The sequence below is a fragment of the Aeromonas sp. s12 genome, assembly GCF_040907925.1.
Classification (GTDB): Bacteria; Pseudomonadota; Gammaproteobacteria; order Enterobacterales; family Aeromonadaceae; genus Aeromonas; species Aeromonas veronii.
The window spans coordinates 62,978-77,091 of sequence record NZ_JBFOCT010000003.1; the positions used below are offsets into that span (position 1 = coordinate 62,978).

Consider the following 14,114-nt stretch of genomic DNA (forward strand, 5'->3'; position numbering starts at 1 on the left):
GATCCCGTGCTTCTCTCCTGTTATTTCATATAACCAAATGTCATTTATTTTTTAAGTTTTATTCCAATAACATCAGGGCCAAACCAGTTATTACAACTACAAATACAAGACATTGAGAGAGAGAAACACCATGAAAACATCCATCAAACTGATTTCCGGCGCAGCCATCCTGCTCGCCACCCTGTCCGGTCAGGCCATCGCCCAGGAGACCATCAAGGTCGGCATGTCTGGCAAATATTTCCCGTTCACCTTCGTCAAGCAGGACAAGCTGCAGGGCTTTGAAGTGGATATGTGGAACCAGATCGGCGAGCGTACCGGCTACAAGGTCGAATTCGTGACCGCCAGCTTCTCCGGCCTGTTTGGCATGCTGGAAACCGGCCGCATCGATACCATCTCCAACCAGATCACCATCACCGACGAGCGCAAGGCGAAGTACGACTTCTCCCAGCCTTACGTCTATGACGGCGCCCAGATCGTGGTACGCAAGGGCAACAGCACCATCCACGGTATCAAGGATCTGGAAGGCAAGAAGGTGGCCGTGAACCTGGGTTCCAACTTCGAAGAGCTGCTGCGCAAGAACGACCCGAACAAAAAGATCGACATCCGCACCTATGACTCCGCCTTCGAGCAGGATGTCGCCCTGGGTCGCATCGATGCCTTCGTGATGGACCGCGTCTCCACCGCCCAGCTGATCAAAGAGTCCAAGCTGCCGCTGCAACAGGCTGGCGCACCGTTCGAGACTATCGAGAACGCCCTGCCCTTCCTGAAGACCCCGGAGAAACAGGCGCTGCTGAAGAAGGTCGACGAGGCACTGACTGCCATGCGCAAGGATGGCTCCCTGCGTCAGATCTCCGAGAAATGGTTCGCTTCCGACATCACCGACAAATAAATGATGGAATTTGACCTCGAATACACGCTGGGGCTGTTTCCCATCCTGCTCAAATACCTGGGCACCACGATGGAAATGGCCCTGTGGGGATTCGTGCTGGCACTCGTACTCTCGCTGGCCCTGGCGATAGTACGGGTGTTTCGCGTCCCCGCGATTCACTGGCTGGCGATGCTCTATATCTCGTTCTTTCGGGGTACACCGCTACTCGTTCAGCTGTTCCTGCTCTACTACGGACTGCCGCAACTGTTCCCGATCTTCGTGGGGATGGATGCCTTTACTGCCGCCATCGTCGGTCTGACCCTGCACTTCGCCGCCTACATGGCCGAGTCGATCCGCGCAGCCATCCTCGGCATTCACAAAAGCCAGATGGAAGCGGCGCTCAGTATCGGCATGAGCCGTTATCAGGCGATGCAGCGGATCATCCTGCCGCAGGCGGCCCGTATCGCCACCCCGTCGCTGATGAACTACTTCATCGATATGATCAAGAGCACCTCGCTGGCCTTCACGCTGGGGGTGGCCGAGATAATGGGCAAGGCGCAAATGGAAGCCTCCTCCTCCTTCAAGTTCTTCGAGAGCTTTATGGCGGTGGCGCTGATCTACTGGGTAGTGGTGATCTTCTTTACCCGCTTGCAGCATCTGCTGGAAATTCGTCTTAACCGTGCCTATTAAAGGAGGGCTCTCATGATCAAGCTAACCGGCCTCTCCAAGGCATATCACGGCAATCAGGTGCTCAACGGTATCGATCTGGAGGTCAAAAAGGGGGAAATTGTCGTCATCATCGGCCCCTCCGGCACCGGCAAGTCGACCCTGTTGCGCTGCCTGAACCTGCTGGAGACCCCGGATGCGGGCACCCTTGCCATCGACGATCTTGAGCTGAATCTGGCCAAGGCCAGCGAACAGCAGGCGATCGAGCTGCGCAAACGGGCCTCCTTCGTGTTCCAGAACTATGCCCTGTTTGCCAACAAGACGGCGCTCGACAACATCGCCGAAGGGCTGATCACCGTCTGGAAGCAGCCAAAAGCGGAGGCCCGCGCCACAGCGCTCGGCATCCTCAAGGACATTGGCCTCGCCGACAAGCAGGATGCCTATCCGGCCTCCCTCTCCGGCGGCCAGCAGCAGCGGGTCGGCATTGGCCGCGCCATGGCGGCACACTCCAAGGTGATCCTGTTTGACGAGCCCACCTCGGCCCTCGATCCCGAGTGGGTCGACGAGGTTTTGGGACTGATGAAAGAGTTGGCCCGCCAGCACCAGACCATGGTGGTGGTGACCCATGAGATTGAATTTGCTCGTGATGTTGCCGATCGGGTGATCTTCATGGAAGGTGGGCGGATCGTCGAGCAGGGCCCGCCGGATCAGATATTGGTCGATCCCCAGGATCCCCGTACCCGGGAGTTCTTGCGGAAAGTCCTTAAATAGCTCTCTCTTTGGCGGCCTGGCCGCCTTTTTTATTGAGGGATCCCTTGTTTAACCCCGGGTTGCCAGTATAATCCGGAGCCCTTGATCCTCTGGATCCTCACGCTCGGCAGCGGCCTTTTCAAGACCACGGCAGGATGAGAGGGAACGGCGGATTGACTAAAAGCCGAACTCTGTTTAGAATTCGGCCTCTTTTGCTAGTCGTCACACGCTATAGCTGGCGCGTCGGCTAAGTGTGACAATCAAAACTGTACAGAAATACGGAATCGAATCATGAAACGTACTTTTCAACCGTCCAACCTGAAGCGCAAGCGCTCTCACGGTTTCCGCGCCCGCATGGCAACTGCCAACGGTCGTAAAGTTCTGGCCGCTCGTCGTGCCAAGGGTCGTGCCCGTCTGGTAGTTTAATGCCTACCCAGCACACCTTCTCTCGGGAGTTACGTCTGTTAACTCCCGAACACTTCAAACGCGTTTTCGCCGAGCCTGTCCGGGCTGCTTCCCCGCAAATTACGCTTCTCGCCTGCCCCAATTCACTCGAACACCCTCGTCTTGGTCTCGCTGTGCCCAAAAAAGCACTCAAGCGTGCCGTCTGGCGTAACCGTGTCAAACGGGTGGTCCGGGAAAGTTTCCGCCTCAAACAACATCAGCTGCCCGCTATCGACATCGTGGTGATCGCCAAGGCCGGTGTGAAAGAGATGGATAACGAGGAACTGTTCAAGTTACTGGAAAAGCTATGGCGCACTCTGTCACGCCGTTGCAATGGGTAGCTATCAAACTGATACGCCTGTATCAGCTAATCATTAGCCCTCTGCTCGGGCCGCGCTGCCGTTTTACTCCAACTTGTTCCCAATTTGCGATAGAAGCCATCCGACTTCACGGTTTCATAAAAGGCGTTTGGTTAGCTAGCAAACGTCTATTAAAATGCCATCCCTTATCCGAGGGTGGTTATGACCCGGTTCCGCAACCAAAGCGAAGAAACTGAAGACTATGGAATCACAACGCAATCTACTCCTGATCGGTTTGCTGTTCGTGAGCTTTCTGCTCTGGCAACAGTGGGAGTCCGACAAGGCTCCGAAGCCGGCCCCGACTACCGTGGCCCAAACCGAACATTTCGTACCTGAAGCCGGTCAGACCGGTGATATTCCTCAGGTTTCCGAGCAAGCCAACGCGACTGCCGCACGCAAGCTGATCACCGTCTCCTCTGACGTGCTCAAGCTGACCCTGGATACCCAGGGTGGTGACGTCGTGTCTGCCGAACTGCTGTCTCACAAACTGGAAGAGGGCAAGGACCAACCGTTCGTGCTGCTGACCAGCAAGCCTGAGCACCTCTATATCGCCCAGAGCGGTCTGGTGGGTCGCAACGGTCCGGACAGTCAGGCCGAAGGTCGTCCTACCTATGAAGCCGCCCAGACCAGCTATCAGCTGGCCGATGGTCAGGATCAAGTCGTCGTTCCGATGACCTGGACCGACAGCAAGGGCGTGGTCTTCACCAAGGAGTTCATCCTAAAGCGTGGCGACTATGCCGTTGGCGTTGATTACAAGATCGACAACAAATCTGCCGAGCCGGTTCAGGTGCAGTTCTATGGCCAGCTGAAGCAGACCGTAGCAACGCCGAAGGATCAGGAAGGTCATGCCATGGTAGCCAGCGCTTACCGTGGTGGTGCCTTCTCCACTGAAGATACCCGCTACAAGAAGTACACCTTCGACGAGATGAAGGATGCCGACCTGAACAAGACCACCAAAGGTGGTTGGGTCGCCATGCTGCAACACTACTTCGTCTCTGCCTGGGCACCAAATGCCGACGATACCAACAGCTTCTACAGCCGTGTGATCCCTGGTAAAGGCCAGGCCATCATCGGTTACAAGGCGCCGCTGGTTGACGTGGCTGCCGGCCAGCAGGCTGAAGTGACCAGCAAGCTGTGGGTCGGTCCCAAGCTGCAAGACCAGATGGCCAAGGTGGCTAACCACCTCGACCTGACCGTCGACTACGGCTGGCTGTGGTTCATCGCCCAACCGCTGCACTGGCTGCTGACCGTGTTCCACGGTTTCGTCCAGAACTGGGGTCTGGCCATCATCATGCTGACCCTGCTGGTACGCGGCATCATGTTCCCGCTGACCAAGGCCCAGTACACCTCCATGGCCAAGATGCGCATGCTGCAACCCAAGATTGCGGCCCTGCGCGAGCGCTTCGGCGATGACCGCCAGAAGATGTCTCAGGGCATGATGGAGCTGTACAAGAAGGAGAAGGTCAACCCGCTGGGTGGCTGCCTGCCGATCCTGGTTCAGATGCCGATCTTCATCGCCCTCTACTGGGCACTGATGGAGTCCGTTGAACTGCGTCACGCGCCGTTTGCCCTGTGGATCACTGACCTGTCAGTGAAGGACCCCTTCTTCGTGCTGCCAATCCTCATGGGTGCCTCCATGTGGTATCTGCAGAAGATGAGCCCGACCACCGTAACCGACCCGATGCAGCAGAAAGTGATGCAGTTCATGCCGATCATCTTCACTTTCATGTTCCTCTGGTTCCCGGCTGGCCTGACTCTCTACTGGCTGGTGAGCAACGTCATCTCCATCATCCAGCAGACCATCATCTATCGTCAGCTGGAGAAGAAAGGACTGCATTCACGCAGCTAATCTTCCCGTGATGACAAAAGAGGCGGCCTTCGGGCCGCCTTTTTTATTACAATGTCTCCCACTACGTTTTCCTATCAGCGAACAAACGAGCCAAGCAAGATGACAACAGATACGATCGTGGCCCAGGCCACCGCGCCAGGCCGTGGTGGCGTCGGCATAGTCCGGGTCTCCGGCCCCGCCGCCGAACAGGTCGCCGGGATAGTGCTCGGCAAGCTCCCGCGGGTGCGCTACGCCGAATATCTGCCGTTCAAGGATGAGCAAGGCCAGGTACTGGATCAGGGCATCGCCCTGCTGTTCAAAGCACCCAACAGCTTCACCGGCGAGGATGTGCTGGAGCTGCAGGGCCACGGCGGCCCCGTCATCATGGACATGCTGATCCGCCGCATTCTGAAAATCGACGGCATTCGTCCTGCCCGCCCCGGCGAGTTTAGCGAGCGCGCCTTCATCAACGACAAGCTGGATCTGGCCCAGGCCGAAGCTATCGCTGACCTTATTGAAGCCTCCAGCGAACAGGCCGCCCGCAGCGCCATGCACTCCCTGCAGGGGCAGTTCTCCAGCAAAATCCAGCAACTGGTGGAGAGCCTGATCCGGCTGCGCATCTATGTGGAAGCGGCCATCGACTTCCCGGACGAGGAGATCGACTTCCTCTCCGACGGCAAGGTGGCGGGCGACCTCTACGCCATCATGTCCGAGCTGGACGACGTGCGCGGGGAAGCCAAACAGGGCGCCCTGCTACGGGAAGGGATGAAGGTGGTGATCGCCGGTCGTCCCAACGCCGGCAAATCGAGCCTGCTAAATGCCCTGGCGGGCCGCGAGTCAGCCATCGTCACCGAGATTGCCGGTACCACCCGCGATGTGCTGCGCGAGCATATCCATCTCGATGGCATGCCGCTGCACATCATCGACACCGCCGGTCTGCGCGACACCCAGGACAAGGTGGAGCAGATCGGTATCGAACGCGCCTGGGCCGAGATCGAACAGGCCGACCGGGTGCTGTTTATGGTGGATGGCACAACCACAGACGCGGTTGACCCGCGGGAGATCTGGCCGGAATTTGTTGATCGGTTGCCAAAAAACATCGGCCTCACCGTCATTCGCAACAAGGCCGATCTGACCGGCGAGGATCTGGCTCCGAGTCAGGAGCTGGGCCACGCCGTCTACCGCATCTCCGCCAAAACCGAGCTGGGGCTGCCCGCCCTGCGCGAGCACCTTAAACAGTGCATGGGCTTCCAGGGCAACACCGAAGGGGGCTTTATGGCCCGCCGCCGCCATCTGGATGCGCTGGAGCGTGCTGCCGAGCGGCTGCAGGTGGCCAAAGAGCAGCTGGAAGTGTTCGTGGCCGGCGAGCTGGTGGCCGAAGAGCTGCGCCTCGCGCAGGAGTCCCTCTCCGAGATCACCGGCGAATTCAGCTCCGACGATCTGCTGGGCCGCATCTTCTCCAGCTTCTGCATCGGCAAGTAACTCTCCGCACAGCAGGCAACAAAAAGCCCGGGTTTATCCCGGGCTTTTTGTATGTTTTTTATCCGCAAACCTAGAGGCGACGCAGGCACCACATGAAGTAAGCGCCCCCTAACAGGGTGGATACCAGCCCGACCGGCACCTCCTGCGGGAAGAGGATCTGCTGGCCGACCCAGTCAGCCGATACCATCAGCAGTGCGCCGGAAGCGGCGGCCCCAAGCAGGTGCCAACGTGCCCGCACCAACCCCATCAGCTTGGCCATATGTGGCGCCAACAGACCGACGAAGGAGAGCGGCCCGACCACCAGGGTGGCACTGGCGGTGAGCACGGCCACCAGCAGCAGGATGGCGAGCTGGGCACGGTTGAGGCGAATGCCAAGCGCGGTCGCTACAGCACTCCCCATCGGCAGCAGATCGAGCCAGCGGCTCACCAACAGGCAGACGGCCAGCATCAACAGCGCCAGCCCCACCAACTCATAGGCCACCGGCAGGGTGACGTAGTAGGTGGAGCCGGACATCCAGGAGAGCAGTTGCTGCACCCGCAGGTCACCGTTGGCCAGCTCGATGGCCTGCAGCGGCTCAAACAGTGCCGTGATGGCGATACCGGAGAGCAGGATCCGCTCCGGCTGGAAGCCGTGCTTGCGATTGACCACCACCAGCAGCAAGAGACAAGCGAAGGCACCGAGCAGGCCACCGGACAGCATCAGCGGCAGGGGCAATGCAGGCAGCAACAGCGCCGTCGCTATCACCCCCATAAAGGTGCCACCGCTCACCCCCAGCAGCTCCGGGCTCGCCATCGGGTTGTTGCTGACCCGCTGCAACAGGGTGCCCGCCAGCGCCAGCAGCACACCGGCCGCCCCCGCCGCCAGAGTGCGCGGCAGCCGCCACTCCAGCTGGGCCTGCCAGCGGAGCCAGCTTGGCCAGCTCCAGCCCGTCATTCCCTGCCCAACCAGCAGGGAGGCGACCACGGCCAGCAGCAACCCGACCAGCAACAGGCCAATAAGGCGAGCCGGAGCCGGATGGCGAGCCACCAGCAGGCCGGCGTTTGCCTTCGGCGTACCCGACTTGATGCCAAGGCGCGGGATCAGCCAGAGCAGCAGCGGCGCCCCCAGCAGGGCGGTCATGGCGCCGGTGGGGATCAAGACTGGCCAGAAGCGGCTCAGGCTCTGCAACAACAGATCGGTCGCCGCCAGCAGCAGGGCGCCGAGGATCGGTGCCCACAACAGCCGCTGGCCAAGCTGGCGGATCCCGAGCAGCTGCACCATGGCGGGTGCGGCCAGCCCGACAAAGCCGATCAGCCCCACCACGCTCACCACGCAAGCGGTGACAAACACCGCCAGCCCAAGTCCGGCAAAACGCAGATGCTGAAGGGAGACCCCCAGACTGCGGGCGCTGGCATCATCCAGCTCCAGCACCGCCAGCGGGCGAACCAGTACCGCGGCCAGCAAAGCGGCTGCCAGCAGGCGGGGTAACAGGTAACTAACCCCGCTCCAGCTGTTCTGCACTAGCGAGCCACTGCCCCACACCAGCAAGCCTTTCAGCTCCTCCTGAAAGAACAGCAAGAGTCCCATGCTGATGGCCGCCAGATAGAGGTTGATCACCAGCCCGGCAAAGACGATGACCACCGGATTGAGCTGGCGACGCCAGGCCAGGGCAAACACCAGTGCCATCGCGAGGCTGCCACCGGCCATGGCGATCCACTCCCGCCCCAGCAGCAACCAGGAGGGGGCAAACAGGGTCACCATCATCAACGCCAGCTGGGCGCCGGAGGCCACCCCAAGAGTGGTGGGTGATGCGAGCGGGTTGCGCAGCACCTGCTGCATCAGGGTGCCTGCCAGCCCGAGCGCCGCCCCAGCCAGCAGGGTGACAACCAAGCGGGGCAGCCAGCTGAAATGCACCACCGCTTGGCTGACGTCATCCAGATTGGGGGCGAAGAGGCTCTGCCACCAGAGCGCACCGGGCAGCTGGCGAGCCAGCTCCCAATACGCGAGCAAGAGGATCAACCCCAGCAGGATCGAGACCGGCCGCAGCAGCGGCGATGTGAGCAGTCGCTTCATCGGCTCGCCTCCATACGCTCGGCATCTTGCAGCAATGCATCGCTGAGCAGACCGGCGAAACGGCGGGCTGCAAGTACGCCGCCAAAACTCCAGACCGCAGGCAGATGCAGCACGGGGGCTTGGCGTACCAGCGGCAGATGCTGCCACAGCCCAGGCTCCTGCAGCCGTTCGCTCACCCCTACCGGGATAGGATCGACCACCACCAGCCGCGCGGTTGGCAAGGTCATAAACTGCTCGATGCTGACCACCGAGAAACCCCAGTCATTGGTCTGCTCCTGCCAGCCATTGCGCAGGCCGAGCCGCGTCATCACCGCATCGAACAGGCTGTGGCGACCAAACACCCGCACATGGCGCTCATCGATAAACTGCACCACCAGCAGGGGCGGCAGATCCGCAGGCAATCTGGCCTGCATGCTGGTGAGATCCCGATCCAGCCCGGCCAGCAGCCGTTCGCCCTCGGCGGTTTTGCCCACCATACGGGCGAGGGTCAGTGTCACCTCGTGCAGCCGCTGCCACAGATCGGTTTGCCCATCATAGAGGGCGATGGTGCTCACCGGCGCGATGCGGGAAAGAGTTGGCGCCAGCGGGGCCGCCAGCGGCGAGATCAGGATGCGATCGGGTTTGAGCTCCGCCAGCAGCTCACGGTTGGGCTGGGTGCGCAGGCCGATATCCACCACTCCGGCAGGTAGCCGTGGCTCGCCGACCCATGCCTGATAGGGGCCTGCATCCCCCACCGCCAGCGGCGTCACCCCGAGTGCCAGCAGGGTCTCGGCTATGGTCCAGTCGACGGTGGCGATACGGGGTAGCGGCGCAGAGGCGATCGGGGATGTGTCGGCCTGCGCCGCTAGTGGCAGCAGCAGGCTAATAAGGCAAGGTGCCATCTTCTTCAATAAACGGTTCAAGAGAGCCCCCCGGTCAGACGATGGCGATGGGATGAGCATGAGCCGGGTGGCGAATGACCTCCATCGGAATGCCATAGATAGCGTGCAGGGTCTCGCTGGTCATGAGTCCCTCAGGTTCGCCGTGGGTGAGCAGGCGGCCAGAGTGGAGCGCCACCAGCCGATCACAGAAACGGGAGGCCATATTGATGTCGTGAATGACGATGATGACCCCAAGGTTTAGCTGACGGCTCAACTGCTTGACGAGCGTCAGCACCTCCACCTGATGGGCCACATCCAGCGCGGCCAGCGGCTCGTCCAGCAGGATGAAGCGGCTCTCCTGGGCCAGCAGCATCGCCAGCCAGACCCGGCCCCGCTCGCCGCCGGAGAGGGTATCCACCAGCCGCTCGGCAAAGCGTTCGGTATGGGTAAGGGCGATGGCCCGCTCGACCTGACGGTGATCCTCCGCCCCCATCCGGCCCAGCAGGCCGCGCCAGGGGTAGCGGCCCATCTCCACCAGCTCCCGCCCGAGCAGATTCTCGGCGCTCGGCAGATGCTGGGGCAGATAGGCCACCTGACGGGCAAACTCCCGGTTACCCCAGTCGGGTAGCGGCTTGCCATCGAACAGGATCTCGCCATCACTCAAGGGTTGCTGGCGGGCCAGCAGCTTGAGCAGGGTCGATTTGCCCGACCCATTGTGGCCGATGAGGCCATAGACCTGTCCCTGCTCGAAACGCAGGTCGGTGGGGTGCAGCAGCGTGCGGTCATTGACAGTGAAGCTGGCTGATTTCATCTCGAACATAAGCAATTCCTGTGCTGGCTTGCCGCCAGTCTCATCGGTGCCAGCATCAAGCCGGCACCTCGCAATCCAGATGGGCGATCGCATCGCGGCTCACTTCGGCACGGCGCGCGCCGGTCAGTTCGGTGAGCTGGCCCTGACGCATCTCCAGCAGGCGATCGGCCAGCAGGAAGTAGTGATCATCGTGACTGATGGCAATCACCGTCTTGCCCATCTCCTTGAGGCGCGGCAGCAGCACCTGATAGAAGATGCGGCGGAACTGGGGATCCTGATCCGCGGCCCACTCGTCAAACAGCATCACTTCGCGCTGCTCGGCCAGCGCCAGCAGCAGGGCGACCCGCTTGCGCTGCCCTTGGGAGAGCTCGATATCGGCGATAAAGCCATCCTCGATGGTGAGCTTGCTGCCCATCTGCAACCGCTCCAGCCACTCAGCCACCAGCTCATCCTTGGGTTCCGGCCCCAGCAGGTGCTGGAACAGGTGATAGTCGGTGAAGATGGCGGAGAAGAGCGCCAGATAGCCGTTGCGATCGGTGATCGGCTCACCATCCAGCAGGATCCGGCCCGATATCGGCTGGTAAAGGCCGGTCAGCAGCATGGCCAGCGTCGACTTGCCGGAGCCATTGCCACCGATGATGAAGATCTGCTCCCCCTTTTCGATGACCAGATCGATGGGGCCAACGGCAAAACCGCCCTCCCCCTGATAGTGAAAGCTCACCTGCTCCAACTCGATACGCTGCCAGGGGCGCATGGCGGGCGGCAGCGGGAAGTCCGCATCCGGCTCGGCCAGATTGAGGGCGGCGATCTTGTCGAACGCCACCTGAGCGGCAAGCAGGGTCGGCAGGGCGCCAATCCCCTGCAACAGCGGGGTGCGCAGGAACAGCAGGGTCAGGGCGAAGGTGGCGGCCACATTGGTGTTGGCCCAGCCAAGGCCGTTGGCCAGAAAGAAGACCAGACCGATGGCCCCCAGCATCATGATATTCGACCAGTTCACCGCGCTCAGGTGATAGGTGTCGGCGCGGATGATCTGCTGGCGGTAGTCACGGGCATTTTGTTCATAGAGCTGGTGGTAAACGAAGTGAGCCCGCTCGCGGTTGAGCGCCAGCTCCTTGCTGCCGGCGATGATGGCCTGATAGTTCTGATAGAGCCGATCTTCGGCCTGACGCATGTGGGAGAGATGGCGATAAACACGGTTCACCAGCAACCAGCCCACCACCATGGTAATCGTGACCCAGAGCGCGGTCACCCCGAGTAATGCAGGAGAGAGCCAGCCAAGGTAAAGGGCAGAACCCAGCGTGAGTACCAGCCCCTGCACCAGCTCCGGCAGGCGCACGAAGGCGATGGTGATCTGGCCGATATCGCTGGAGAGGGAGGCCAGCAGTGGCCCCTGACCAATCTGGCGGATGCGGGCGACATCGGTATCCAACAGTTGCTTGAGCAGACGGCCACGCAACCGGTAGACAAAATGGTGACCGAGAGTGGTCAGGGCCAGCTGAGATCCGAGTGTGATCACCAGCAGTAACACTATCAGGCTGACCAGCTGACCGAGGATCGGCAGCGGATCACCTATAGACTCGATTAGAGACTGATTGATAAAAGCAATGACGCCAATCCCGCTGACGGCACTGAGCAGACTGAGCAGGGTAATGGTGATAAAAGGCCAACGATATTGGCGATAAACCAGAGACAAGAGTTCCATAACGGACCGGTATTCCAGAGAGATCAGAACAACTGCGGGTGAAAAGAAGGGCGGGAATCCGGTTCCCGCCCGACTTCGATTACCAGCGGTAGTTGATGCTGCCCACTACGCTGCGCGGCTCGCCGTAGTAGCAGTAGTAGTCACAACTGGCAACGTAGGTTTCACCCAGCAGGTTGTTAACGTTGAGCTGGGCACGCCAGTTCTTGGCAAAGTCATACCCGATCATCGCATCCCAGACGGTATGGGCCGGCACCTCGGCAGAGCCGTAGATGGGGGTGTAGTCCGCATTCACGGCGCCAATACCCACGCTGGAACCGATATAACGCACACCGGTACCCAGCTCCAGACCCGAAGCCACCCCTTGCTGCACCTTGTAGTTACCCCAGAAGGAGGCCTGGTGGCGCGGGATCAGGCTGGCACGGCGATCGCCACTGCCAGTGTCGTTGGTTTTGGCATCTGTGTAGGTATAAGCAGCGGTCAGACGCAGCGCATCGGTCACCTGCACGCTCCCTTCCAGCTCAACCCCCTGAGAGGTCACTTCACCCGCCTGGGTCTGCTGGCCGGAACCGGTAGAGACCAGCGAGTTGGTCTGGGCCAGATCGAATAGCGCCAGATTGATGTAACCGTCGAGGAAGGCAGGCGCATACTTCACGCCGGTCTCGTAGAGCTTGCCCTTAAGCGGCTTGTAGGAACTCTTGGTGTTGGGATCTATCCCCGGCAGCACTTCGAACGACTCGGCATAGGCAAAGTAGGGAGAGAGGCCGTTGTCAGCCAGATACATCAGGCTGCCCGAGAGGGAGAGCTCGTGATCGTACTGGCGCTCGTCCTTGCTGGTATTGGTATTGTGGGTCTCCACATAGTCGAAACGGCCACCGGCAGTCAGCAACCAGCGATCGTCCCAGCGGATCTGGTGCTGGGCATAGAGGCCGCTCTGGCCCTTGCTGCTCTTCTGGTGAGTAGCAGTCGACTCATCAAAACCGGGGAAGCCGCTGTAATCCGGGTTCATGGTATTGATGGTGCCCATACCGTAGTTGTCGGCCTCGACCCCTTCATTGACGTGACGCTGCAGATCTACCCCCAGCAGCAAGGTCTGCTCGGTGCTGTCGGTGTTCCAGTAGCCCACCATCTGGTTATCCATGGTGGCACTCTTGGTATTGCCATCACGGTAAACCAGGCCACGACTGGCAGTTGTGCCTTCATAGGTCGGGAAGATATAGGTCTGACGCAGCAGCAGATCGTTGTAGTTGAAGCGGACGTTCTGTTTGAACTCCCAGGTCTGGTTGAGCTGGTGGGCCAGCTCATAACCGGTGGAGATCTGGGTATTGCGGTTGCGATCGTAATCCGGCTGACTCAGGTTGGTGGAGGGATCAATCTGGTCACCTGACGTATTCAGGGTGCCATAGACCGGGAAAAAGCCGTTGGTCGGGACCCCTTCGTCGTGCAGGAAGCTGGCCAGCAGGGTCAGACTGGTACGATCCGAAAGATCGAAGGTGACGCTGGGCGCCAGATAAACCCGATCGTTGTAAGTACCGGTAAGCACACCATCACGCTCTTTATAAAGAGCAACCATGCGGTAACGGCTGTTGTCGGAGAGCGCATCAGAGACGTCCACCCCGACCTGACGATGATCCCGGCTGCCAAGCTGCAGATCCACCTGCCCTTGCGGCGTGGCGGTCGGCCGCTTGCTGATGGCATTGATCACCCCGCCCGGAGGCGCCTCACCGTAAAGGATCGAGGCTGGCCCCTTCAGCACTTCCACACTCTCCAGACCAAACGGTTCGGGCGTCCAGACGTAGTAGCCGGTGCCAAACAAGCGGTTGCCATCCAGATAAGAGGCGGCATCGAAGCCACGCACCTTGAACCAGTCGGTGTTGTTGTCGGAACCATAGAGACCGGTCAATACGCCGGAACGGTAGCGAATCGCTTCATCCAGCTGCAACACGGCGTGCTGATCCAGTTCCTCGCGATTAACTACGGAAACGGCGCGAGGGGTCTCGGCCATCGGCACTTCCACCTTCATGGCCGTACCGGTCACTACCATGGTTTCGCTGGCTTTGGGCAGTTCAGCGGTGGTTTGTTCGGCCATCAGCGGCAGGGAGACGAGCAAACCGGAGAGCGAAAGCACGCCGAAGGCGCCCTTCTTGCCGGGTCCTGTAGTGTATTTTTGCGTAATCATATTAAAGTCTCGTTTATCAATGAGTTATGTTGTTTTAATTGTTATTTGTGGTCGTTTGTCACGACATCACCCTGTTCCATGGGCGAATAAAGCAGCGCAATCCTACTACAGGAGT

13 protein-coding genes are annotated in these 14,114 nt (G+C 60.2%); 8 read left to right on the plus strand and 5 right to left on the minus strand.

Annotated elements, in window-relative coordinates; genetic code table 11:
• Nucleotides 1–130: 130 nt before the first annotated feature.
• The 8 genes from AB5Y67_RS00315 to mnmE all read left to right on the plus strand — a co-directional run bounded on the left by AB5Y67_RS00315 (nucleotide 131) and on the right by mnmE (nucleotide 6,397).
• Nucleotides 131–889: an amino acid ABC transporter substrate-binding protein gene (locus AB5Y67_RS00315; RefSeq protein WP_005339308.1), complete on the plus strand. Its 759-nt coding sequence runs from the start codon at nucleotides 131–133 to the stop codon at nucleotides 887–889.
• Complete coding sequence (locus tag AB5Y67_RS00320) at nucleotides 890–1,558, plus strand: amino acid ABC transporter permease (protein WP_013724235.1); 669 nt, start codon at nucleotides 890–892, stop codon at nucleotides 1,556–1,558.
• A gap of 12 nt (nucleotides 1,559–1,570) precedes the next feature.
• The gene (locus tag AB5Y67_RS00325) at nucleotides 1,571–2,305 is read left to right on the plus strand and encodes an amino acid ABC transporter ATP-binding protein (RefSeq protein WP_139495528.1); all 735 of its coding nucleotides are present in this window, start codon (nucleotides 1,571–1,573) and stop codon (nucleotides 2,303–2,305) included.
• 270 nt (nucleotides 2,306–2,575) lie between these two features.
• Nucleotides 2,576–2,710, plus strand: a complete 135-nt coding sequence (gene rpmH / locus AB5Y67_RS00330) for a 50S ribosomal protein L34 (RefSeq protein WP_005307156.1) — start codon at nucleotides 2,576–2,578, stop codon at nucleotides 2,708–2,710.
• Complete coding sequence (rnpA, locus tag AB5Y67_RS00335) at nucleotides 2,710–3,069, plus strand: ribonuclease P protein component (RefSeq protein ID WP_026457269.1); 360 nt, start codon at nucleotides 2,710–2,712, stop codon at nucleotides 3,067–3,069. Before rpmH ends, rnpA begins: the two co-directional genes overlap by 1 nt.
• Complete coding sequence (yidD, locus tag AB5Y67_RS00340) at nucleotides 3,036–3,284, plus strand: membrane protein insertion efficiency factor YidD (protein WP_010672280.1); 249 nt, start codon at nucleotides 3,036–3,038, stop codon at nucleotides 3,282–3,284. The genes rnpA and yidD overlap by 34 nt, the downstream gene beginning before the upstream one ends.
• A 5-nt stretch (nucleotides 3,285–3,289) precedes the next feature.
• On the plus strand, nucleotides 3,290–4,936 hold the full coding sequence (yidC, locus tag AB5Y67_RS00345) for a membrane protein insertase YidC (RefSeq protein ID WP_005355794.1): 1,647 nt from the start codon (nucleotides 3,290–3,292) through the stop codon (nucleotides 4,934–4,936).
• Between the two features lie 99 nt (nucleotides 4,937–5,035).
• Complete coding sequence (gene mnmE, locus AB5Y67_RS00350) at nucleotides 5,036–6,397, plus strand: tRNA uridine-5-carboxymethylaminomethyl(34) synthesis GTPase MnmE (protein WP_064339080.1); 1,362 nt, start codon at nucleotides 5,036–5,038, stop codon at nucleotides 6,395–6,397.
• A 70-nt stretch (nucleotides 6,398–6,467) separates the two neighbouring features.
• On the opposite strand, the gene fhuB is transcribed toward mnmE, so the two are convergent.
• The 5 genes from fhuB to AB5Y67_RS00375 form a co-directional block, all read right to left on the minus strand.
• Entirely contained in the window at nucleotides 6,468–8,450 is a 1,983-nt protein-coding gene (gene fhuB, locus AB5Y67_RS00355) for a Fe(3+)-hydroxamate ABC transporter permease FhuB (RefSeq protein WP_368207555.1), read from the minus strand.
• A complete protein-coding gene (locus AB5Y67_RS00360) occupies nucleotides 8,447–9,331 on the minus strand; it encodes an ABC transporter substrate-binding protein (protein ID WP_064339078.1) in 885 nt (294 codons plus the stop codon). The genes fhuB and AB5Y67_RS00360 overlap by 4 nt, the downstream gene beginning before the upstream one ends.
• A 34-nt stretch (nucleotides 9,332–9,365) precedes the next feature.
• The gene (locus AB5Y67_RS00365; protein ID WP_064339077.1) at nucleotides 9,366–10,130 is read right to left on the minus strand and encodes an ATP-binding cassette domain-containing protein; all 765 of its coding nucleotides are present in this window, start codon (nucleotides 10,128–10,130) and stop codon (nucleotides 9,366–9,368) included.
• A 46-nt stretch (nucleotides 10,131–10,176) separates the two neighbouring features.
• Nucleotides 10,177–11,823: a multidrug ABC transporter permease/ATP-binding protein gene (locus AB5Y67_RS00370; RefSeq protein ID WP_199427998.1), complete on the minus strand. Its 1,647-nt coding sequence runs from the start codon at nucleotides 11,821–11,823 to the stop codon at nucleotides 10,177–10,179.
• A 79-nt stretch (nucleotides 11,824–11,902) separates the two neighbouring features.
• Nucleotides 11,903–13,999, minus strand: coding sequence for a TonB-dependent siderophore receptor (locus AB5Y67_RS00375; RefSeq protein ID WP_199415664.1), 2,097 nt, complete (start codon nucleotides 13,997–13,999; stop codon nucleotides 11,903–11,905).
• Nucleotides 14,000–14,114: the final 115 nt, after the last annotated feature.

What these genes read in the sequence shown, in the direction of transcription:
- mnmE (WP_064339080.1), top strand. Translation starts at nt 5,036, where the DNA reads ATGACAACAGATACGATCGTGGCCCAGGCCACCGCGCCAGGCCGTGGT.
- AB5Y67_RS00375 (WP_199415664.1), bottom strand. Translation starts at nt 13,999, where the DNA reads ATGATTACGCAAAAATACACTACAGGACCCGGCAAGAAGGGCGCCTTC.
- AB5Y67_RS00365 (WP_064339077.1), bottom strand. Translation starts at nt 10,130, where the DNA reads ATGTTCGAGATGAAATCAGCCAGCTTCACTGTCAATGACCGCACGCTG.
- AB5Y67_RS00360 (WP_064339078.1), bottom strand. Translation starts at nt 9,331, where the DNA reads ATGGCACCTTGCCTTATTAGCCTGCTGCTGCCACTAGCGGCGCAGGCC.
- rnpA (WP_026457269.1), top strand. Translation starts at nt 2,710, where the DNA reads ATGCCTACCCAGCACACCTTCTCTCGGGAGTTACGTCTGTTAACTCCC.
- yidD (WP_010672280.1), top strand. Translation starts at nt 3,036, where the DNA reads ATGGCGCACTCTGTCACGCCGTTGCAATGGGTAGCTATCAAACTGATA.
- AB5Y67_RS00320 (WP_013724235.1), top strand. Translation starts at nt 890, where the DNA reads ATGATGGAATTTGACCTCGAATACACGCTGGGGCTGTTTCCCATCCTG.
- AB5Y67_RS00370 (WP_199427998.1), bottom strand. Translation starts at nt 11,823, where the DNA reads ATGGAACTCTTGTCTCTGGTTTATCGCCAATATCGTTGGCCTTTTATC.
- yidC (WP_005355794.1), top strand. Translation starts at nt 3,290, where the DNA reads ATGGAATCACAACGCAATCTACTCCTGATCGGTTTGCTGTTCGTGAGC.
- AB5Y67_RS00315 (WP_005339308.1), top strand. Translation starts at nt 131, where the DNA reads ATGAAAACATCCATCAAACTGATTTCCGGCGCAGCCATCCTGCTCGCC.
- fhuB (WP_368207555.1), bottom strand. Translation starts at nt 8,450, where the DNA reads ATGAAGCGACTGCTCACATCGCCGCTGCTGCGGCCGGTCTCGATCCTG.
- rpmH (WP_005307156.1), top strand. Translation starts at nt 2,576, where the DNA reads ATGAAACGTACTTTTCAACCGTCCAACCTGAAGCGCAAGCGCTCTCAC.
- AB5Y67_RS00325 (WP_139495528.1), top strand. Translation starts at nt 1,571, where the DNA reads ATGATCAAGCTAACCGGCCTCTCCAAGGCATATCACGGCAATCAGGTG.